Annotated in this window: 13 protein-coding genes; 7 read left to right on the top strand and 6 right to left on the bottom strand. The window is 67.4% G+C overall.

Going from position 1 to position 22,497, the window contains the following annotated elements; genetic code table 11:
• Positions 1-65: 65 nt before the first annotated feature.
• From ASC95_RS07090 to ASC95_RS07105, 4 genes are read right to left on the bottom strand one after another with little or no spacing between them, the layout of a single operon-like run.
• A complete protein-coding gene (locus ASC95_RS07090) occupies positions 66-2,792 on the bottom strand; it encodes a hypothetical protein (protein ID WP_057296974.1) in 2,727 nt (908 codons plus the stop codon).
• Complete coding sequence (locus ASC95_RS07095) at positions 2,789-4,441, bottom strand: MFS transporter (protein WP_057296975.1); 1,653 nt, start codon at positions 4,439-4,441, stop codon at positions 2,789-2,791. The genes ASC95_RS07090 and ASC95_RS07095 overlap by 4 nt, the downstream gene beginning before the upstream one ends.
• A 3-nt stretch (positions 4,442-4,444) precedes the next feature.
• Positions 4,445-5,608, bottom strand: coding sequence for a glycoside hydrolase family 105 protein (locus ASC95_RS07100; protein ID WP_082567529.1), 1,164 nt, complete (start codon positions 5,606-5,608; stop codon positions 4,445-4,447).
• Between the two features lie 20 nt (positions 5,609-5,628).
• A complete protein-coding gene (locus tag ASC95_RS07105) occupies positions 5,629-9,528 on the bottom strand; it encodes a beta-galactosidase (protein WP_082567530.1) in 3,900 nt (1,299 codons plus the stop codon).
• Between the two features lie 124 nt (positions 9,529-9,652).
• On the opposite strand from ASC95_RS07105, the gene ftsY reads away from it, so the two are divergent.
• Entirely contained in the window at positions 9,653-10,894 is a 1,242-nt protein-coding gene (ftsY, locus tag ASC95_RS07110) for a signal recognition particle-docking protein FtsY (protein ID WP_057296976.1), read from the top strand.
• 146 nt (positions 10,895-11,040) lie between these two features.
• Here ftsY and ASC95_RS07115 read toward each other — a convergent pair whose 3' ends face one another.
• Together ASC95_RS07115 and ffh are read right to left on the bottom strand one after the other, a co-directional pair.
• Positions 11,041-11,574, bottom strand: a complete 534-nt coding sequence (locus ASC95_RS07115; protein ID WP_057296977.1) for a hypothetical protein — start codon at positions 11,572-11,574, stop codon at positions 11,041-11,043.
• A 121-nt stretch (positions 11,575-11,695) separates the two neighbouring features.
• Positions 11,696-13,090 (bottom strand): signal recognition particle protein, encoded by a 1,395-nt coding sequence (ffh, locus tag ASC95_RS07120; protein WP_057296978.1) that lies wholly within the window; start codon positions 13,088-13,090, stop codon positions 11,696-11,698.
• A gap of 57 nt (positions 13,091-13,147) precedes the next feature.
• On the opposite strand from ffh, the gene ASC95_RS07125 reads away from it, so the two are divergent.
• The 6 genes from ASC95_RS07125 (at position 13,148) to ASC95_RS07150 (ending at position 22,115) form a co-directional block, all read left to right on the top strand.
• On the top strand, positions 13,148-14,032 hold the full coding sequence (locus ASC95_RS07125) for an inner membrane protein YpjD (protein ID WP_057296979.1): 885 nt from the start codon (positions 13,148-13,150) through the stop codon (positions 14,030-14,032).
• On the top strand, positions 14,029-14,271 hold the full coding sequence (locus tag ASC95_RS07130; RefSeq protein WP_057296980.1) for a PP0621 family protein: 243 nt from the start codon (positions 14,029-14,031) through the stop codon (positions 14,269-14,271). Before ASC95_RS07125 ends, ASC95_RS07130 begins: the two co-directional genes overlap by 4 nt.
• A gap of 2 nt (positions 14,272-14,273) precedes the next feature.
• The gene (locus tag ASC95_RS07135; RefSeq protein WP_057296981.1) at positions 14,274-15,956 is read left to right on the top strand and encodes a PAS domain-containing sensor histidine kinase; all 1,683 of its coding nucleotides are present in this window, start codon (positions 14,274-14,276) and stop codon (positions 15,954-15,956) included.
• Complete coding sequence (locus ASC95_RS07140; protein WP_057296982.1) at positions 15,953-17,401, top strand: sigma-54 dependent transcriptional regulator; 1,449 nt, start codon at positions 15,953-15,955, stop codon at positions 17,399-17,401. Before ASC95_RS07135 ends, ASC95_RS07140 begins: the two co-directional genes overlap by 4 nt.
• Positions 17,402-17,883: 482 nt before the next feature.
• Positions 17,884-20,799 (top strand): ribonucleoside-diphosphate reductase subunit alpha, encoded by a 2,916-nt coding sequence (locus tag ASC95_RS07145; RefSeq protein ID WP_057296983.1) that lies wholly within the window; start codon positions 17,884-17,886, stop codon positions 20,797-20,799.
• A 155-nt stretch (positions 20,800-20,954) separates the two neighbouring features.
• A complete protein-coding gene (locus ASC95_RS07150) occupies positions 20,955-22,115 on the top strand; it encodes a ribonucleotide-diphosphate reductase subunit beta (RefSeq protein WP_057296984.1) in 1,161 nt (386 codons plus the stop codon).
• The last annotated feature ends 382 nt before the right edge of the window (positions 22,116-22,497 follow it).

Here is a 22,497-nt window from a genome sequence, read left to right on the forward strand (position 1 = left end):
AGGGAAGAAGAAACGGTACGCCTCTGTGTCTCCGTGCCTCTGTGGCAGTGTTCATTGCACGCATGTCAGTCCGTCAGTTGATCGCCGATCAGGGCCAGGTTCTGGATGGCGGCCAGCCCCCACTGCGCGGTGTCATTGGTGCTGATCCAGGGGGCTTCGTCCACCGGGTTCAACGCCAGCGGGCCGGCGATGCGCGTCGTCTTCAGCGTCTTGTGGCCGCGCGGGTCGTCGGCCCAGAACTCGCGCCAGGCGCGCTGGGCCAGGGCCTGGTCCTGCTTCTGTTTTGCTGCGTAGGCGGATAGCCGCGAATGGCCCACGCTGAGCACCGTGCCGCCGCCATGAGGCGCGCCCAGCGCCTTGACCTGCTGGTCCCGCGGTGCGTTGTAGAGCTCGCAGTACTGCAGCCAAGCCTGCTTGAACTCGGGCACGTCGATCAGCTCCACCAATTCGGCCATCATCTCCACGGCACCGAAGACGGCGCTCAGGTGGCTGGCGCTGAGCTTGTCGCCGCTGACGTTGTGGAAGGCGCCTTCGTTGGGGCCGGTGGGTTCATAGCCGCCGCTGCCGGTGAAGAAGCCATGCGGCATGGCGGCGATGCCCTTCATGCCGCGCAGCAGCTTGTTGCGCCAGCGCACGTCGCCGGTGCGCTCCCATTCGGTCAGCACATTCGCGACGACGGAGCCCCAGTCGGTGCCGAAGCCGATCCGCGCCGGCCAGGGGCCTTTGTCGACGCGCCCGGCGATCTTGCGCACCGGATCGACCTCGTCCATCTTGGTGTCGGCGTTGAGCACCTCGCGCATGACGTCGCCGATGCGTTCGTCGGCCGTCAGGTAGTAGTAGAAGCGCCGGTAGGCCGACGTGGAGATGCGCGCCTGCTTGGCGCTGCAGCCCCAGTGCTGCACGTTGTGCCGGGTGCCCAGGCCCTGGAAGCGGCCGGCGTGATAGATGTCGACCTCGCTGGTGTGGCGCACCATGGCCTCGGCGAAGCGGAAGATGTCGGCCCGGCCGCTGCGCAAGTAGGCGTACCAGAGCCACAGGTCGGGTGACAGCTCCGAGTTGTCCCAGGCGAAGCCGCCGACGTCGTAGCGCCATTCGTGGCGGTCGCTGTCGTAGGTGTGGCGGATGTCGCCGTAGTCCCAGAAGCCGTACCAATGGCGCTGCTCGACCTCCTTCTTGTAGAAGTCGAACAGGAAGTCCAGCTTGTCCTCGATCTTCTGACGCGCCGGCGTGCTGCGGTCGGGAAGGCTCCACAGCTTGCCGAACACGCCGGCCGCCAGATAACGCTGCGGTGATGCGGCCAGCTGCGGCGGCGCCTGCACGGCGGCGGCCATCTGCACCAGGCGTTCGCGCGTGGGCGTGGCGGCCAGTGCCCACAGCGTGATCTCGCTGCTGCGTGCGATGCCCACCGGCGTGCCGAAGCCCTTCTCGTAGTCCTCGTAGGTCATCTCCAGGCCTTCGAGCTCCTGCTCGTGGGTCTCCATGCCCAGGCCATCGTGATAGAAGCGCAGGTCCATGGCCGGCGCCTCGGGCGAGTGCATCCAGACGGTGACCTCGGCCGCATCGGTCAGGGCGTTGCGGATGTCCAGCTGGGTCGGATGGCGCTGCCAGAAGTCGCGCAGGCCGAAGGCCACGCCGCCGGTGGCGCCGCCGATATAGCCCGCGCCCGGCGCGCGCTTGCCGAAAGCGGCGGGGATCCAGCCGTGGCCGGGTTTGGTGCGCTTCTTGATCTGGAAGCCGTCGGCACTGAGCTGGCTCAAGCTGTAGTCGCCCCAGGCGGGAATGCGGTGCTGCAGCTCGCGCACCTGCTTGCCCCATTGCGCCAGCGGCGGCGTCGCGCGACCGGCGAGCTGGGCCTCGCGCACGGCGGCGCCCGGGTCCCGGCGCAGGCCGGTCAGGTTGCGCACACTCTCGGCCCACAGGCCGCCGGCCTCACCGGCTAAGCGCACGTGGCGGTTGTAGAGCTCGTCGCGCAGCGGCACCGCGAAGCGCAGGCCGATGCCGCGCAGGAAATCCTTCTGGTCGTCGCCATCGAAGACGAAGGTGTGCATCACGCGCAGCGACTCGGCGCCGGCGTAGAAATAGAAGCGCACCGAGAACGGCAGCCACTCGCGGCCGGCGGCGCTGCGGTGCCGGCCGTCGACCTTGATGACGGCGCGCACCGGACCGCTCTGCTCGACGGTCAGCTTGGTCGTACGGCTCTCGAAAGCTGTTTGCGTCACCGGACCTTGCAACGCATCCGGCTTGTCGTCCGTCTGCGCGACGAGGGTGCAGGCGCCCATCACCTCGCGGCCTTCGCGCTCGATGCCGGCGATGAGCTTGGCGCCCTGACGTGGCAGTCTGCAGCGGATGACGCCCGTGTCGACTTCGACGAAGTCCGTCTGTTCACTGACGGTGACCTTGGCGCCAGCGGCCGCAGCGCCCTTGCCGGGTCGGATGCTGGGCGTGGCGCCCGCATCGACGCCGGCCGGCAGCGCATGCGCCGTCCACTTCAGCGAGCCATCGGGCCACCAGGCCAGCGGCCAGCTCTGCAGCGGCAGTGGGCGGCCTTGGGCGTCGACCGCGTGGAAGTCCTGGCCCTTCTTGTGTTGGCCGCGCGGCCAGGGCAGGCCCAGCGTGGCGCCCAACGGTAGCGCCGGGGCGGCGCCGTCGAGCCAGCGCAGCGCGAGCAGGTCGGTGGCGACGGCGGTGGCCGGCGCAGGCGCCGGGGCGGCGCTGGCGGCACCGGCCAAGCCGGTCAGACCCAGGGGCAGGGAAGCGGTCTTGAAGAAGTTGCGGCGGCTGAAGTCGGTCATGGGCGGGCCTGCAGGGGTTGCAGCGAGGAGTCGGTGGCGTGACCGCTGCCGCGGCCCCAGAGGCGGTCGTAGGGCCAGCCGGTCAGGTCTTCGACGATGCGGCGGCTGTCATCGGTCTGGGCTTCAGTGGCCCCGTTGCGCAACCGCTCCACTTCGTTGACCAGCACGGCATGTGTGCTGGCATTGAGGCGGAAGGACCAGGAGGCGATCAGGCCGAAAGCCATCATCAGCAGCGGCCCGCCGACCATCAGCCCGGTGATGGTCTGGATGGCCTCGGGGCTTTGCACGATGAGCTCGCCGGGGCGGCTCTTGGGCGAGATGTAGCCGCCCAGGTCGATGATCCAGCCGCTGGCGATGATCGCGGCGCTTTGCGCGAGCTTGCGCACCAGCGTCATCACGCCGGCGAAGATGCCCTCGCGGCGCTGGCCGGTGACGGCCTCGTCAATGTCGGGTAGGTAGTTGTAGACCGACCAGGGCACGAAGTTCAGTGTGCCGCGGCCCAGGCCGGCCAGCACGATGGGCACGAAGGTCCAGAACACCAGGCCGAGGCTGCCGCTGGTGGGGCTCAGCGCGCTGAAGAGGTTGGTGCCCAGCGCCTTGAAGCCGGCGTCGAAGCCCTCGGGCCGCACGAGGAAGAAGCCCAGGTACAGCAGCAGCGCCGCACCGAACAGCGTGATGGCCAGCCGGTAGGCCAGCACGGGCCCGGTGCGGATGACGATCTGGATGGCCACCATCACCGAGATCAGCTGGGCCACGTACATGACCGTCATCAGCTGCGAGATGACGAGGGTGGCGCCCATCAGCACGGTGGCGACAAAGATGGGGAAGGCGGTGTTGAAGATGTCCTGCGACAGGTAGCCGCCCAGGTAGATGGACAGGTGCTGGCGGAAGGCGCGGATCTTCAGCGTCGAGAACAGGTCGCCGAACATCTTGACCGGCAGGGCCAGCGCGGCCTTGAGGGTGACGCCGCCGTAGGTCTGCGATAGCACCGCCTGCTCGCGCGTGCCGTAGGGGCGCTCCCAGGTCGTCAGCACGACGATGGTCACGACGAGCGAAAAGATGCCGCCGAAGATGGCCGCCATCCAGAAGAAGGTGTCGGGCGAGTCCTTGCCGCCGAACTGGTTGATCAGCAGCGTGGGCAGGTAGGAGGCCAGGATGGCCGAGCTCTGCGCCACGATCATGCGCGCGCCGGCGAACTTGGCCTTGGCCTTGTAGTCCTTGGTCATCTCCGCCGCCAGCGTTTCCCAGGGGATGAGAAACATCGTGTACAGCAGCTCGAAGAAGACGAAGGTGAGCAGGTAGTAGCTGAAGCTGTGGCCGGTGCGGAAGATCAGCGCGAAGCTGGGCAGCAGCGGGATGGTGATGAGCAGGAAGAGCTTGCGCCGGCCGATCCTGCGGCCCACCCAGGTGTGGCGCAGGTTGTCGGAGACATAGCCGATGAGGGGGCAGGTGATGGCTTCGAGCAGGCGCGGCAGACCGAGGATGAGGCCGGCTTCGACGGCGCTGAGGCCGCAGAAGGTGGTGAAGAAATAGAACAGCCAACCGGTGATGACGGCCTGGGCGCCGGCGCCGAGCATGTCGCCGCTGCCCCAGCCCCAGTAGTTGACCCAGTTGGGCTCTTTGGCGGCAGGGTGAAGGTTCTTCTGCATGGCTTAGATGAAACGGAGGAGCAGCTCACCCATGGCCAGCAGCGCCATCGCCTGCCCGAAAGGCATCGACGTCAACGGAATGTCCTTGTATTCCTGCAGCGTGTTGAACACCGGCGTCCCGAAGCTGACCTGCGTCAGCTCACCCGCCTCGTTGATCTTCGACCGCACCGCCAGCGCCGCCTTCAACCCCACCGCCTCATACGACCGTGGTAAATAGCCCTTGCGCACCGCCTTCAGGATGCCGTATGCGAAGCCCGCCGAAGCCGCCGCCTCGTCATACGACGTCGGGTCATCCAGCAACGTCGGCCACAAACCCGACGCCGATTGGCACCCGGCCAACGCCTTCACCTGCGCCTCCAGCGTCGACACCAGGAACTGCCGGAACGCATCTCCTTCGGGCAGGTTCAGCAGTTCGATGAACTCCGGAATGACGATCGTCACCCACGAGTTGCCGCGCGCCCACAGCGCATTGGCGAAGTTGTGTCGCCCCTCGAACGTCCAGCCGTGGAACCACAGCCCCGTCTTGCGGTCGGCCAGGTACTTGATGTGCACGAGGAACTGCCGCTTGGCCTCCTCGACGTAATGCGGCCGGTTCAGCAGCAGCCCGAACTTCGCCAGCGGCAGCACCGACATCATCAGCGTGTCGTCCCACAGCTGCTGGTGATTGACGCTGTTGTAGACGATGTGCTGGAAGCCGCCTTCCTCGGTGCGCGGCAGGTCCCTGTAGACCCACTCAGCCCAGCGGTCGATGTAGGGCAGGAAGCGGCGCTCGCCGGTGCGGTCGAACAGATAGGCCAGGGTCAGGAAGGGCGCCACCGTGTTGATGTTGCGGCTCGGCATGCCCTCGGCGAACCGGGCCTCGAACCAGCTCGTCATGATGTCCCAGGCCTTGGCGTCGCCGGTCAGCTCCCAGACCTTGTAGACGCCGTACAGGCCCACGCCGTGGGTCCACTCGAAGCCGTTCCAGCCCTTGGTGTCCAGCACGCGGCCATCGTCCAGGCGCAGCAGGAATTTCCCGTCGGTGTCTTCGATGTTGACGAGGTTGTGGATCAGACGGTCGACGGCGCCGCGGATGTCATCGCGGTCGGCACCGAGGCCGGCCGTGTGGTGGGCCAGCAGCGGGTGGATGCGCGAGGAGTCGACGGGCTTGAGGATCTGGTGGGACATGGTCTTGTCTCTTTATGAATTCAGCGCTGCAGGTTGCGCGGTTGGGGCACCGGCTCCAACGGTACGCCGCCGCGGGCCACGGCCATCGGCACCAGGCGCACGGCCTCCAGTGCGTTGGCCGGCTGGCCATCGGTCGTGACAGCCAGCGTCAGCGTGTTCTCGCCGTTCGGGTTCAGGATGCCGGGCGGCAGCACGAAGACGCGTTGCGGGCCGATGTGGGCGATGAACTGGCCGAGGTTCCAGCCGTTGACGAAGATCAGCGCCCGGTTCTCGACCTCGGAGCGCGGCTTGCTGGTGTCGCCGAAAGCCAGGCCCAGCTGCACGTCGTGGCCGGCAGGCAGGTCGAGCTTGAAGGTCGTGCGCAGCCAGTAGGTGCCGGGCGCGGGCGGGGCAGCATTCGGCGCCGTGGCGTCCCAACCTTGCTGAGGCTTTCCGGCATCGACAGGCAGATGCCAGCCCATGCGCTCGCCGTGCAGGCCGCCGTTGTTCATCGGGCCGCGCACCAGGTCGGCAATGTCCTCGCCGCCCTTGTTGCCCTGGATCTTCCAGGCGATGGGGGTGGCGAAGCGCTGGCCACCCTTGGGCGCGATCGACGCGGCGATGAGGCCGCGGGCCTCCTTGTGCGCGTCGTCGGCGAACAGGTCCCAGTTGTGGGAGTTGTTGCGCACGACGACCGCCAGCACATGTTCGCCGGCCGGCAGGTTTTTCAGCAACTGCTTGAAGGTGTCGGTCGTCTCGGGGAAGGGCCGGCCGGTGTCGTTCTCCTGTTGGCCGAGGAATCGCCCGTCCAGCCAGACCTGGACCATGCCCGCCCCGCCGCCACCGAAGAAGAGCTCCAGCTGCATCGGCTTGGTCTCAGAAGTCGTGAAGCGGCCGCGATACCAGACGTCGCCGTGGTGGAAACCGTAGTCACTCATCGCCAGCACCGGCTGGCCCTTGTCCGGCGCGGTGTAGACATTGGCGGCCGAGGCGTTGGCGTCGGCCCGGCGCCAGGCGCTGTCGTCGAAGTCCGGTGCGGCTTCGAGAGAGTCGAAGCGACGGGTCCAGGCCTGCTGCGTCAGATCGGGCAGCTTGATCACATCGGGGCCGGGCAGGGCGGCGCGGGCGGTCAGGCTGAAGTCCTGCGCCGAGACCGCAACGGCCTGGCCGTTGAAGCTCAGCGACGCGATGCCAGCCGGTGCCCAGGCCCGCAGCGCGCTCGGTGCCGTGGTGTCGCCGCGCAATTGCAGCGTCGTGCCGTCGATGGCGGCAGTGCGCACGAGGCCCGGGCTGCGCACGAGGACGCTTCGATCGCCCACCTTCAGGCGCCAGAACTCCTGGCCCGTCTTCTCGTCGGCAAGCAGCAGCAGCAAGGGCGCGCGGCCACCGCCGTCGATCAGCACTTCGATGAGGCCAGTGTGCGCGTAGTTCAGCCGCAGGTCGCCGCGGCTGGCGTCCCAGTGCACCTGCGCCTGGCCACGCAGCAGCTTCACGGTGGGCCGGTTCGCAAAGCGCAGCACGGTCTCGCCATCGTCGCCGTTGCGGCCGTAGAAGAGGGCGACGTCGCGTGCGCCCTGCTGCATCTGCGCCTGCAACTCGCTGGTGCTGTAGACGAGATGCTGGCGCTCCAGCGCGTAGCTGGCCAGCAGCATCTTGGCGTCCTGGCCCGTCAGCGTCAGCTTGCCGGCCTGCGGGACTTGGTAGGTGCCGTCGCGCGTCTTCAGTTTGAAGCCGAAAGCCTCGGTGCCCGACAGGTGGTTGTGCTGGGCCATCAGCACATGGCTGCCTAAAGCGTTGTTGACGTTGTGATACAGCCTGACCTTGGCGTTGCCTGGGTCGAGCGGCTCGCCCTTGTCCATCTGCGCCAGCACGGGCGTTGCGGCCTGCACGAACCCGCCCATCTGCTTGAGCACCAGCGCCTTGTCGCGCATGACGCGGGCTTCGCTGATCGGCGAGCCGTAGTCGTAGCTTGTGTAGACGATCGGTCCCGGCTGCCAGCCCCAGCTGGTGCCGCCGAAGGCCATGTAGATGGAGTGGATGGTCAGCGCGTTGATGAGGCTGCTGCCGTAGAACACGCGCTGGTAGCCCGGGCCCTGGCGCTGGGCGGTGCACTCGTAGGTGCCGTTGCTGCCCCAGTAGTCGAACCAGCCCGCGCCGATCTCGGCAACGAAGCCCGGCGTGTTGGGCGAGGCCTGCGAGCCGACCTTGGGGAAGTTCTTGCCGTAGATGCCCCAATCGGGAACCGGGGCCGGCGTGCCGGGTTGGGCATCCACACCGCAGACGCCACCGGGGTAGCCGTCGAAGGCGTAGAGGTCGGTCGGACCAGGGTTGGCAAACGGCGCGGTGGAGTTCCTGGGCGTCCAGTCCGGCAGCCGCGACGCGGCGTTGTGGAACAGCGGCACGGTGATGCCGTCGGCGCGCGCCTTGTCCGCGAGGTGCTGCATGTGGCGGATGTTCTTGGGCTGCACCGAGAACAGCTCGTTCTCCAGCTGGTAGGCGATGACGGTGCCGCCGCCGTTGGTGATCTGGTGGCGGGCCAGGATGGCGTTGATCTGCGTCATCCATTCGTCGGCGGCGGCCTGGTACTCGGCCGCGTCGGTGCGGGCCTCGGCGCGTTGGCGCAGCAGCCAACCCGGGAAGCCGCCAGCCGTCAGCTCGGCGTTCACGTAGGGACCCATGCGGGCGATGACGTAGAGGCCTTCCTCCTCGGCCATCTGGATGGCGCGCTCGACATTACGCACGCCCGTGAAGTCGTAGTGGCCCGGCTTGGCCGAGTGGTAGCCCCAGCTGAAGTAGAGCGACACGGCGTTCAGCCCCGAAGCCTTCATCTTCTGCAGCACGTCGCGCCACAGGCTGGGCGACGGCAGGCGAAAGGGGTGGAACTCGCCCGCGAAGATCATTTCGCGCTTGCCGTCGATGATCAGCGAGTGGCGGTCCCAGGCGATCGCCTTGGGCTTGCCCTTGGGCGCGGTCGCGCGCTCCAGTTGCGCCGTCTCTTCCGAGATCACGGTGAAGTGCCGCACGGTGCCGGACACGCCGCCCAGTTCCTGCTTCGGCGTCCAGGTCTGCAGACCGTCGAAGCTGTCGGAATACCAATACCGCTTGGTCGTGTAGTCGTCGAAATAGATGCGCCAGCCGGCGCGGCCACCGGCACCCTTGATGGATACCAGCGCCTGGCCCTCCGACGGACCGCCCCAGCCGGCCCAGTCGCCGGTCTTCTGCATCGTCCAGGGGCCGTCCAGCGCAGGCGCGGTGGCCAGCTCGATGAACTTGGTTGTCTCGTTCTTCGTGAACGCGACGTAGCGGCCTTCGTGCCGGATGACGAAGGTGTCGATGAAGTTGTTCTCCAGCCCCTGCATGGGCGCCGGGTCGGAGAACTTCGTGAAGCTGCCGTCCAGCGCCTTCATCGAATACGCGGCGAACGGCCCCTGCGTGCCGCCCTTGGACAGGCTCATGACCAGCTTCAAGCCGCCGTCGCCGTCGCGGAACCACTCCGGCGCCCAGACGTTGGTGACACCGGGCAGCTGGACCGTCACATCGGCCACATGCGTCCACGTACTCAGGTCCGCTGACTTCGCGATGCCGAAGGTCGAGCCCGACCAGTTCGTCGTGTAGGCGATGTAGTAGAGACCGTCGGCGGCGCGGATGATGGACGGGTCGCGCAGCAGGCCCTTGGGGGGCTGGTAGACCTCGGAGCCCAGCGACGTGAAGGTGATGCCGTCGTTCGACGAGAACAGGCTGAGCTTGTCCTGCGACGTCGCCATGAAGGCGGACATCACGAAGCTGCGCTCTGCCTTGGCGGCCGGCGCCGCGATCCGCGCCGGGGCGTTGACGACAGCGGGCCCCTGTTGTCCCGGCAGGTCCTGCCCGCGCGCCACGGCACAAAGCAGCAGCGCAGCGAGCGGGATCAACCGGGAGGCGGAGGGCAGGGCAGCGTGCATAGCGGGCCGGGAGTGCGGGAAGCCTGGATCAGTGTCTCCCGGTTCGTCGCCGCCAAAAAATCAAGCGCTTGCGAGAAAGGGCTTGCCCAGGGCCTGTCGCGGGGGCAGGCGAAAATGGCGCCCTATGTTCAGTTTCTTCAAGAAGGCGCCTCCGCCTCCCGCGCCCGCCGACGAGGCGCCCATCCTGCTGCCCGAGGGGTGGGTGACCAAGCCGGTCAGTGCGCCAACCTCTGTGCCCGACCCGGTGGCGGCGCCCCCCGCGGCGCCTGTGACTGCACCTGTGGCTGCGCCGGTCGCGGCGCCCCCCGCGGCGCCTGTGACTGCACCTGTGGCTGCGCCGGTCGCGGCGCCGGAAGCGGCGCGTGCACCAGCGCCGGTTCCCGCGCCCGCACCTGTCGCCAGGCCCGCGCCCCTGGTCGTGTCGGCACCACCGCCGCCACCGCCCGTCACGGCGACTGCCGCGCCGCCCCGCGCGAGCTGGATGGACCGACTGCGCGCTGGCCTGCGCAAGACCGGCGGCAGCATCGCCGGCGTCTTCAGCGGCACCAAGATCGACGACCAGCTCTACGAAGAGCTTGAAGAAGCCCTGTTGATGGCCGACGCCGGCGTCAAGGCGACGCAATTTCTGCTTGACGACCTGAAGCGTCGCGTCAAGGACGCCAGGGCTGGCGACCCGCAGGTGGTGCGCGGGTTGCTGATCGATGCGCTGGCCGAACTGCTCGCGCCGCTGGAGAAGGGCCTGGAAGTCGGTCGTTTCGCACCCACCGTGATGATGGTCGTCGGCGTCAACGGCGCCGGCAAGACGACCAGCATCGGCAAGCTGACACGCCACCTGGCCGAGGCCGACCAGAAGGTGCTGCTGGCTGCCGCCGACACCTTCCGCGCCGCGGCGCGCGAGCAGCTCGGGGTGTGGGCCGACCGCGCCAAGGTCGAGATTGTCAGCCAGGAGGGCGGCGACCCGGCCGCGGTGTCCTTCGACGCCGTCACGGCCGGCCGGGCGCGCGGCGCCGATGTCGTCATCGCCGACACGGCCGGCCGCCTGCCGACGCAGGTCCACCTGATGGAGGAACTGAAGAAGATCAAGCGCGTCATCACCAAGGCCCAGGAGGGTGCGCCGCACGAGGTGCTGCTGGTGGTGGACGGCAACACCGGCCAGAACGCGCTGAACCAGGTCAAGGCGTTCGACGAGGCCCTGGGTCTGACCGGCCTCATCGTCACCAAGCTCGACGGAACGGCCAAGGGCGGCGTGCTCGCGGCCATCGCACGCGAGCGGCCGGTGCCGGTCTATTTCATCGGCGTGGGCGAGAAGCTGGAAGACCTCGAGACCTTCAGCGCACGCGAGTTCGCTCGCGCACTGCTGGAGTGACTTCCGCGGGCCGAGCGCCGGGCCGCCCCTAGCAGGCCCGCCTCGGGCGATGTGCTTGCCGGGTCAATCCGACAAGCATATCGCCGTCCCCGCGGGGGGCGGCTGGCCACGCCGACGTTCAGCGGGGCGAGACCGGACGAGGGGCTTCAATGATTCGCATGCGGTGTGTCGGCGTAGTAGCCGGATGCGCGCGGCTTGGGGAACAGCGTGTCACGCAGTCGGTCGCTGGGCTCGTTCTGCCAATCCCGGTTCCACGGCGTGACCGCCAGCTCGGTGGCGCCCAGCACACGCAACAGGCGATCCCGTTTTCTGGAATGGCGAGGCTCGTCGTCGACGGGCAGCAGCACGACGGAGCGCGCATAGCCGTGTTCGTCGCACAGCGCGAAGTCGACGGTCAGCAAACCCGTGCGCGACAGCCATTCGCGGTAGGAGTACTGCTTGGGCACCCGCACCAGCTTGTGCAGTGGCACATGGGCCAGCAGAAAGCCTTTCGGGTGTTCCAGTGCCAGGGCTTGCGAGATGCATTTGTGGGCATGTCGCTCCGCGCTCACCAGCACCCGCGCGGCGGTGGGTGGCCAGTGCATGACCGTATCGTTCGCGTCCTTGCGAGGCGTGCCGCCTTGTCCGGTGAGGTTGCTCAGCCAGGCGCCAACGGCGCGGGGAAGGTGGAGATTCAGCATGCGCGCGACGCTAGCGGTCGCGGCAAGGCTTGGCCATGTGGCGCTGTCCCTTGAGCCTGGGACCAGGTGTGAGCACTTGTGTCGCGCGACAGCGCGGCGAAGGTTTGCGTCCTGGAAGACCCTAGCCCATCAGCCCGCCGGGGCCGCCCATGCCCTTCATGCCACCCATGCGCTTCATCATCTTCATGAGGCCGCCGCCCTTCATCTTCTTCATCATCCCCTGCATCTGGTCGAACTGGTTCAGCAGGCGGTTGACGTCCTGGATCTGCACGCCAGCGCCGGTGGCGATGCGGCGCTTGCGGCTGGCCTTGCTCTTGCCGTCCATCAGCAAAGCGGGGTGCGAGCGCTCCTTGGCGGTCATCGCACGCAGGATGCCTTCCATGCGTTTCATGTCGCGCTCGGCGCGGTCCATGTCGGCCTGGCCGGGCTGCTTGTTGCCCATCATGTTCTGCGGCAGCTTGTCCATCAGGCCGCCCAGGCCGCCCATCTTCTTCATCTGCGCAATCTGCTGCAGGAAGTCGTTGAGGTCGAAGCCACTGCCGCTCTTGAGCTTCTCGGCCATGGCCTGGGCACTGGCCATGTCGACGTTGGCCGTGACCTGCTCGACGAGGGCCACGATGTCGCCCATGCCGAGCACGCGCCCGGCATGGCGGTCGGCGTCGAAGACCTCCAGCCCGTCGATCTTCTCGGACACGCCGGCGAACTTGATCGGCGCGCCGGTGATCTGGCGCACCGACAGCGCCGCGCCGCCGCGCGAGTCGCCGTCGAGCTTGGTCAGCACAACGCCGGTCAGGGGCAGGGCGTCCTTGAAGGCCTTGGCGGTGTTGACCGCGTCCTGGCCCTGCATGGCGTCGACGACGAACAGCGTCTCGACCGGGTTCAGCACCGCGTGCAGTTCCTTGATCTCGGCCATCAGCACTTCGTCGATGGCCAGGCGGCCGGCCGTGTCGACGAGCAGCACGTCGATGTAGTGCCGCTTGGCGTAGTCCAGCGCGGCCAGCGCGATGTCGCGGGGCTTTTGCTCGGGCGTGGACTCGAACCACTCCGCGCCAGCCTGGCGCGTGACGGTCTTCAATTGCTCGATGGCCGCCGGGCGGTAGACGTCGGCCGAGACTGTCAGCACCTTCTTCTTGCGCTTCTCGATCAGATGCTTGGCCAGCTTGGCCGTCGTCGTCGTCTTGCCGGCGCCCTGCAGGCCGGCCATCAGGATGACCGCGGGCGGCTGGGCGGCGAGGTTGATGTCGGCCACGCCTTCGCCCATGGTCGCGGCGAGTTCCTTGTGCACGACCGACACCAGCACCTGGCCGGGGTTCAGTGAGCCGACGACCTCCTGGCCGAGGGCCTTCTCCTTCACGCGCGCAATGAAGTCGCGCACCACCGGCAGGGCCACGTCAGCCTCCAGCAGGGCCATGCGCACCTCGCGGAGCATGTCCTGCACATTGCTCTCGGTGATGCGGGCCTGCCCGCGCATCGTCTTGACGAGGCGACTCAGGCGGTCGGTGAGGTTGGATGCCATGGTGGGGAGGTGGGCTGGACCGCCAGAACGGCGGCAGGCCAAAAGTACACTGCAGCCATGAGTTTATCGCCCGCCCTTCTTGCCGATGCTGGAGACGCCGCCGCCGGCGCCCAAAGCCTCGGGCCCGGGCTGGCCTTGGCCATCGCCAGCGCGCTGGCGCTGCTGGGATATGTCTGGGTTGGCCTGCTGCGTGCGCGCGCCGGCGACGACGCCTCCGTGCGGCGGCCGCTGCGCTCCGTGCCGCCCATGGCCCTGGCCTGGACGGCCCAGTTCGCCGCCCTCTATATAGATATCAGTGGCTACGGCCTGGCCGAGCCGGGAGCGCGCTTCGGTTTCGCGCCAGCGCTGTCGATGACGACCTGGCTGGTGCTGACGGTGTATCTGATCGAAAGCCGCTTCCTGCCGCTGCACAGCGTGCGCCGTGTGCTGGCCTGGCTGGCGGCGGCCGCCGTGCTGCTGGCCTGGAGTTTCCCCGGCGAGAGCCGGCCGCTGGCGGCGTCGCCCTGGGCGCCGCTGCACTGGGTGCTGGGCCTGGCGTCCTATGGCCTGTTTGGCGTCGCGGTGCTGCATGCGGCGCTGATGAACCGTGCCGAGGGGCAGTTGCGCCGCAAGCAGTCGACGCCAGCCGGGCTGCCGCTGCTGCGGCTTGAGCGACTGACCTTCCAGTTCGTGGCTGCGGGTGTCGGCGTGCTGTCCCTGGCCATCCTGCTGGGATGGTGGTTCACACCGCATTGGCGCTGGGACCACAAGAACCTGCTTGCCGTGCTGGGCTGGCTGGTGCTGACCGGCCTGCTGGTCGGGCGGCGCATCTACGGCTGGCGCGGCCGGCGTGCGACGCGCTGGCTCTATGCCGGCGCGGCCCTGCTGCTGTTGTCCTATGCCGGCTCGCGCTTCGTGCTGGAGGTCATCCTGCAGCGGAGTGTCAACGGAGGCGGCGCATGAAATACCTGCTGCTGCTGGCCCTGCTGGCGGGCCTGTTCTTTGTGCTGGGCATCAAGCGCGGCCGGCCGCGCGAACCCGAGGCGCGCAAGCCCCCGCCACCGGTGCCGCCGCAAGCCATGCTGCGCTGCGCCGAATGCGGCATGCACCTGCCCGCCGATGAGGCGCTGCCGGGCAAGGGTGGCGTTTTCTGCAGCGCGGCTCATCGCACCAGCTTCGAGGCCCGCGAGGGGCAGGCCTGACAGTGGCCGGCGCCGGCAGCTGGTTCGTCGAGCAGCCGCCGGCGGAGCCGCCGGCCGAGGCTAGCGCCTCGTTCGAGCGCCTTTACCGCGCCTTCCTGTCGGCGCGTGCCGCCCTGGGCCTGGCCCTGGTGATGGCCCAGCTGATCTCCGTCGTTCTCGGCACGACGCCGGCGCGCTCGACGCTGGCCCTGAGCCTGTCCTATGCCGTGGCGGCCCTGGCCCTGTGGCTGATGCCGCAGCTGCGGCGCGGCGCCTCGGCGCGCAGCCTGGCGCGCATAAGCAGCCCGCATTGGTGGGGTGCCATCGGCGTGGACCTGATCCTGTTCGGCGTGCTGCATGCGCTGGACCCGAGTGGGGTGAACTACGGCGCGCTCTTCGTCATGCCGGTGTTGATGGCGGCCGTGCTGAGCCCGCGCATGCTGGCCCTGGCCACAGCGGCGATGGCAACGCTGGGCCTGCTCGGTGCGGCGGCCTGGTCGCTGCTGGCTGGTCTTGACGTGGGCTTGAAGACGACGCAGGCCGGCCTGGTGGGCAGCGGCCTGTTCGCCGTGAGCCTGCTCGCCGGCGAGCTCAGCGCGCGGCTCGCCCGCGAGGAGAAGGCCGCACGCGGCAGCCTCGCGCTCGCCCGCCAGCAGGAGCTGCTGAACCGCCTGGTCATCGATGAGATGCAGGAGGGTGTGCTTGTCGTCGACCGGCGTGGCCGCGTCCGCGCGATGAACCCCGCAGCGCGCGGCCTGCTGGGCGCCGCCAGCGGCGAATTGAGTTGGCAGTTGCGCGGGCGCGCCGACTGGCAGCCCCTGGTGCTCGCGTTGGAGCGAGCCTATGGCGGCAGCGCAGGCGAGGGTGGGGCCGAAGTCGACGTGGCGCTGGCGCTGGACAGCGGCGCCGCGCGCAGCCTGCGCCTGCGCCTGCGCTTCACACGCCAGCGCGAGGGCAGCGAGGAGCTGTGCGTGCTGTTCGTGGAGGACAACCGCGAGCTGCTGGCGCGCACCCGCCAGGAGAAGCTGGCTGCCATGGGCCGGGTGTCGGCCGGCATCGCTCACGAGATTCGCAATCCGCTTGCGGCGATCGCCCAGGCGAATGCGCTGCTGGCCGAGGACGTCACCGGCGGGCGCGCCGAGCAGCTGACCAAGATGGTGGCCTCCAATGTGCAGCGGCTCAAGCGCCTGGTCGACGACGTCAGCGAGCTGGCGCCCGGCATGCAGCCCGACACACAGCCGCTGGACGTCAGCGCGCTGGTCCAGGAGACCTGCGATGACTGGGTCCAGGTCAACGGCGTCGAGCCCGGTGCCCAGAGCCGCTTCCGGCTGCACATCGGCGCGCGGGGCCTGATGGGCCTGTTCGATGCCGAGCATCTGCGCCGCGTTCTCGTCAACCTGCTGGACAACGCGCACCGCCATGCCGAGCCCGGCGCGGGCGCGATCCAGGCGACGCTGGACCGCCACGGCGATGCGCTGGACCTCGTCGTGCGCAGCGCGGGTGCGCCGGTGCCGCATGAGATCGAGCGCCATCTGTTCGAGCCATTCTTCTCCACACGCAGCCGCGGTTCGGGCCTGGGCCTCTACATTTGCCGTGAACTGTGCGAGCGCCATGGCGCCCGCATCGACTACCGCCGCGCCACCGACGCGGCGGCCAACGAGTTCTGTGTTCGACTGCGCACACCCTCATCTGCGCCTTCTGCATGACTACTGCCACGCTCCCACGCCTGCTGGTCGTCGACGACGAGCCTGATCTGCGCACGCTCTACGAGCTGACGCTGCTGCGTGAAGGTTATGAGATCGACAGCGCCGGCACGGTGGCCGAGGCGCTGGCGCATCTGCAGGCTCAGACCTACAGTGCCGTCATCACCGACATGAAGCTGCCCGATGGTTCCGGCCTGGCGCTGCTGCGCTGGCTGGAGCAAGCTGGCCGGCCCGAGAAGGCCATCGTCATCACGGCCTTCGGTTCGGCAGAGAACGCCGTGGAAGCCTTGAAGGCCGGCGCCTATGACTACCTGACCAAGCCGGTGGATCTGCGTCAGTTCCGCCTCGTCGTCGGTTCGGCGCTGGGCCGAGTGACGCCCGATCCCGCGCCGGCGGCGCAAGAAAAAAGCGTGGCAACGCCGGCGTCGGCGTTGCGCTTGGTGGGGGAATCGCCGGCCATCCGCGCGGTTCGCTCGCTGATCGACAAGGTGGCGCGCAGCATGGCGCCGGTGCTGGTGCAAGGTGAATCCGGGACCGGCAAGGAACTGGTGGCGCGGGCCATCCACGACCACGGCGTGCGCGCCGGGCAGGGCTTCATCGCCGTCAACTGCGGCGCCATTCCCGAGAACCTGCTGGAGGCCGAGTTCTTCGGCTACCGCAAGGGCGCGTTCACCGGGGCCAACGAGGACCGCGAGGGCTTCTTCCAGGCGGCGGACGGCGGCACGCTCTTCCTGGACGAGATCGGCGACCTGCCGCTGGCCATGCAGAGCAAGCTGCTGCGCGTCATTCAAGAGCGTTCGGTGCGGCCGGTTGGTGCCACCGCCGAGACGCCAATCAATGTGCGCATCCTCAGCGCGACGCACAAGGACCTGTCCGCCGAGGTGGCGGCGGGTCGCTTCCGCCAGGATCTGTTCTACCGCCTCAACGTCATCCAGATCCGCGTGCCGCCGCTGCGCGAGCGACTGGAGGATCTCGGCCTGATCAGCACCCGGGTGCTGACGCGCATTGCCCAGGACGCGGGCGTGTCGCCAGCGCCGCGGTTGACGGCGGGTGCCTTGCAGACGCTGTCGCGCTATGCCTTTCCTGGCAATGTGCGCGAGCTTGAGAACCTGCTCCACCGCGCGCTGGCGCTGGCGGGCGGCGAGTGGATCGACGCCGACGATCTTGGCCTGCCCGACACGCTGCTGGACGAGGACCGCAGCGAATCGCAGTTCGCCGCGCTGGCCGTTCCTATGGAGGCGGCGCCGGTGGCCGAAGGCGTGTCCCTGCCCGAGGAGCTGCCGTCGGACCTGGCGCGCTATCTGGACGAGGTTGAGCGCGCCATTCTGCTTCGAGCGCTTGAGCTGCACCGCTTCAACCGCACGGCCGCGGCAGCCAGCCTCGGGCTGTCGCTGCGCCAGATCCGCTACCGCATGGCGCGGCTGGCGATCTCGGCTGGTGACAGCTGAAAGAAAAACCTTCTCGGGATTTGCCCTGCTTGAATCTGCGGCGAGGCTATAGAGCGCTTGCTCGGACGCAGCGCTGGCGCGGCCTTGCGGCCCGCTTCGGCCCGCCAGCCCAGTGTTGATGCGGGTTGCCGGTTGCAAGCCCCGATCTGATCGGCCAAAGGCGCGCGCAGGGCATTTGTCCAGAGAAATCGCGGCCAGGGTTTGACACTAGCGGTAGTGCTTGAGGACGGCGGGGGCCATAGATATAGTGTTCCTTCGTGATATCCTGCTGAGCCAGTCGACCCCATGACCATCCCCTCGGATTCGCTGTTTGCAGTGGCTTGGCCACGGCAGCAAAGCGCCCGGGGACCAAGCCGAAACGCCGGCCTGGCAATGGAGCGGCAGGGACGAAATACCCCATTGAAGCACCGCACGATGCGCTGGCCCGGCCTCCGGGTTGATGCCGCGCATTGGCCCGTCATTTCTCGATAAAGGATCCCCTCATGCTGCATGAAGCCGCCACGGGCCAGGCCACCTCCGCCTCGCCGTCGTCGCAGTCCCCGGTCGCGTTTGGATCCAACGCCACCGCCCCCATCGCTTTGACGCCGTCGAGCTACCAGGCCTACCAGATCATTCGCCGCAACGGCGCCGTGGTCTCGTTCGAGCCGAGCAAGATCGCCGTCGCGCTGATGAAAGCCTTCCTGGCCGTGCACGGCACCAGCGGTGCCGCTTCGGCCAGCGTGCGCGAGACGGTGGAGCAGGTGACCCAGAACGTCGTGCGTGCGCTGCTGCGCTCGCGTCCGAGCGGCGGAACCTTTCATATTGAAGATGTGCAGGACCAGGTCGAGCTGGGCCTGATGCGCAGCAGCAACCACGAAGTCGCCCGCGCCTATGTGCTGTACCGCGAGCGCCGCACGCAGGAGCGGGCCGCGCAGGGTGAGGCCACGCGCGCCGCCGAACCGGTGGTGATGGTGGTGGACCGCGGCGAGCGCCGCCCGCTGGACCTCGGTGCGCTCAAGGGCCTGATCGTGTCGGCCTGCGAAAACCTCGGTGCCGACGTCAAGCCCGATCCGGTGCTGGCCGAGACCCAGCGCAATCTGTACGACGGCGTCGCCATCGATGAGGTCTACAAGGCCGCCATCCTGGCCGCGCGCACGCTGATCGAGAAGGACCCGGGCTACAGCCGCGCCACCGCGCGCCTGCTGCTGCACACGATCCGCCGCGAGATCCTCGGCGGCGAGGTGCTGCAGGGCGAGATGACGCAGCGCTATGCCGAGTACTTCCCCGGCTATATCAAGAAGGGCGTGAAGGCCGAGCTGCTGGACGAGAAGCTGCAGCAGTACGACCTGGCCAGGCTGGGTGCGGCGCTCAAGCCCGAGCGTGACCTGCAGTTCGACTACCTCGGCCTGCAGACCCTGTACGACCGCTACTTCCTGCACATCGAAGAGCAGCGCATCGAGCTGCCTCAGGCCTTCTTCATGCGCGTGGCCATGGGCCTGGCGCTGGGCGAGATTGACCGCGAAGCACGCGCTATCGAGTTCTATGAAGTGCTGTCGAGCTTCGACTTCATGTCCAGCACGCCGACGCTGTTCAACGCCGGCACGCGCCGCTCGCAGCTGTCGAGCTGCTACCTGACGACCGTCAGCGACGATCTCGACGGCATCTACGAGGCGCTGAAAGAGAACGCGCTGCTGAGCAAATTCGCCGGCGGCCTGGGCAATGACTGGACGCCGGTGCGGGCGCTGGGCTCGCACATCAAGGGCACCAACGGCAAGAGCCAGGGCGTCGTGCCCTTCCTGAAGGTCGTCAACGACACGGCCGTGGCCGTGAACCAGGGCGGCAAGCGCAAGGGCGCCGTCTGCGCCTATCTGGAAACCTGGCACCTCGACATCGAGGAGTTCCTGGACCTGCGCAAGAACACCGGCGACGACCGCCGCCGCACTCACGACATGAACACGGCGAACTGGATTCCCGACCTGTTCATGCGCCGTGTGCTCGAAGGCGGTGACTGGACACTGTTCAGCCCGTCCACCTGCCCGGACCTGCACGACCTGTTCGGCAAGGCTTTCGAAGAGGCCTACGTTGGCTACGAGCGCAAGGCCGACCGCGGCGAGATCAAGCTCTTCAAGCGCATGCCGGCCAAGGACCTGTGGCGCAAGATGCTGTCGATGCTGTTCGAGACGGGCCACCCCTGGATCACGTTCAAGGACGCCTGCAATGTGCGCAGCCCGCAGCAGCATGTCGGCGTCGTGCACTCGTCCAACCTATGCACCGAGATCACGCTGAACACCAACGACAGCGAAATCGCCGTCTGCAACCTCGGCTCCGTCAACCTGGCCCAGCACATCAAGGATGGCCAGATCGACCAGGCCAAGCTGAAGAAGACGGTGCGCACCGCGATGCGCATGCTCGACAACGTCATCGACATCAACTACTACGCCGTCAAGAAGGCGCGTGACTCCAACCTGCGTCACCGCCCGGTCGGCTTGGGGCTTATGGGCTTCCAGGACGCGCTCTACCAGCTGCGCAAGCCTTACGCCTCGCAGGCTGCCGTCGACTTCGCCGACCGCTCGATGGAAGCTGTCTGCTATCACGCCTACTGGGCGTCGACCGAACTGGCCGAGGAACGCGGCCGCTACTCCACTTACAAAGGCTCGCTGTGGGACCGCGGCATCCTGCCGATCGACTCGCTGGACCTGCTGGCCGAAGCCCGCGGCGGCTATGTCGACGTCGACCGCTCGACCACGATGGACTGGGACGCACTGCGTGGCCGCATCGCCACCTTCGGCATGCGCAACAGCAACTGTGTGGCGATCGCGCCGACGGCGACCATCTCCAACATCATCGGCGTGGACGCCTCGATCGAGCCCTGCTTCGGCAACCTGTCGGTCAAGTCCAATCTGTCCGGCGAGTTCACCGTCATCAACGAATCGCTGGTGCGCGACCTGAAGGCATTGGGCCTGTGGGACGACGTGATGGTCATGGACCTCAAGCACTTCGACGGCTCGCTGCGCCGCATCGACCGCGTGCCCGAGGAGATCAAGGCCCTGTACGCGACGGCCTTTGAAGTCGACACCGTGTGGCTGATCGAGGCCGGTGCTCGCCGCCAGAAGTGGATCGACCAGGCGCAGAGCCTGAACATCTACATGGCCGGCGCCTCGGGCAAGAAGCTCGACGAGACCTACAAGCTCGCGTGGCAGCGCGGCCTGAAGACGACCTACTACCTGCGCACGACCAGCGCGACGCAGGCCGAGAAGAGTACGGTGACGCGCTCGGGCCAGCTCAACTCGGTGTCGTCGGGTGCTGCGCCGGTGATGGCTGCATCGGCTGCGCCGGTGACGTCCGTCGAGCCGGAACTGCCGGCCACCGACATGAAGTTCTGCGCCATCGACGACCCAGGTTGCGAGGCTTGCCAGTAATGAAGCAGGGCGCGAGCTTGTATAGACAAGTTCGCGCTTCATGTTTTCGATGCCCACGCGCAACAAACTTTGCGCGAACGATGCAAATAGCTGTAGCTAGTTCTTGTTGATTTGCACAAGCACTGCCGATAATTCGAAGTGATAGGAAGCACACCATGCTGGATTGGGACGAAGACCTGAAGTCCACCGACACACACACCGCGAAGCCTGTCGCGGCACAGCCTTCGGCACCCCTGATGCCTGAAGTTGCTCTCGCTTCCTCACCCGCTCCAAAGTTGTCCGGCGAACCGACCACCGCGCGTCGCGTGAAGGCTGCCGACAAGCGCATCATCAACGGCCAGACCGACGTCAACCAATTGGTGCCGTTCAAGTACAAGTGGGCCTGGGAGAAGTACCTCGCCACCTGCGCCAATCACTGGATGCCGCAGGAAGTGAACATGAGCCGCGACATCGCGCTCTGGAAGGATCCCAACGGCCTGACCGAAGACGAGCGCCGCATCATCAAGCGCAACCTCGGCTTCTTCGTCACTGCAGATTCGCTGGCCGCCAACAACATCGTGCTGGGCACCTACCGCCACATCACGGCGCCCGAAGCCCGCCAGTTCCTGCTGCGCCAGGCGTTCGAAGAGGCGATCCACACGCACGCCTACCAGTACATCGTCGAGTCGCTCGGCCTGGACGAGAGTGAGATCTTCAACGCCTACAACGAAGTCCAGTCCATCCGCGACAAGGACGAGTTCCTGATCCCCTTCATCGGCGCGATCATGGACCCGCATTTCCACACCGGCACGCCCGAGACCGACCAGACGCTGCTGAAGAGCCTGATCGTCTTCGCCTGCCTGATGGAAGGCATGTTCTTCTACGTCGGCTTCACGCAGATCCTGGCGATGGGCCGCCAGAACAAGATGACGGGCGCGGCCGAGCAGTACCAGTACATCCTTCGCGACGAGTCGATGCACTGCAACTTCGGCATCGACCTGATCAACCAGATCAAACTCGAGAACCCGCACCTTTGGACGGCCGAATTCAAGGCCGAAATCAAGGCGCTGTTCCTCAAGGCCGTCGAACTGGAATACCGCTACGCCGAGGACACCATGCCGCGCGGCGTGCTGGGCCTCAATGCCTCGATGTTCAAGGGTTATCTGCGCTTCATCGCGAATCGTCGCGCGGTGCAGATAGGCCTCGAAGCCTTGTTCCCCAACGAAGAAAATCCCTTCCCCTGGATGAGCGAGATGATCGACTTGAAGAAGGAACGCAACTTCTTCGAGACCCGCGTCATCGAGTACCAATCAGGTGGGGCACTGAGCTGGGACTGAAGTCCTAGCCATCACAAGATCAAGACCTGGCCAATGCAGTCACCGAGCGAAACCCGCATCAACACGCTAGACGTGGCGGGGCTGCATGGCGATCCCATTCACCGTATCGAGGCGCTCCTCCTGGGCGACTCTCGGGCGGTGAATAACCGTACCCGCACGGACCGGTCCGTGCGGGACGGTGACTTTTCCACTTGATCAAGGAGAAAACCATGGCAACTGCAAAGACCCCGGCTAAGGCCGCAGCGAAGAAGGCCGCTCCGGCCAAGAAGGCTGCACCCGCCAAGAAGGCCGCTCCGGCCAAGAAGGCTGCGCCCGCCAGGAAGGCCGCTCCGGCCAAGAAGGCTGCGCCCGCCAAGAAGGCCGCTCCGGCCAAGAAGGCTGC

This window comes from Pelomonas sp. Root1217, from assembly GCF_001425705.1.
In the GTDB taxonomy this organism is placed as follows: domain Bacteria; phylum Pseudomonadota; class Gammaproteobacteria; order Burkholderiales; family Burkholderiaceae_C; genus Pelomonas.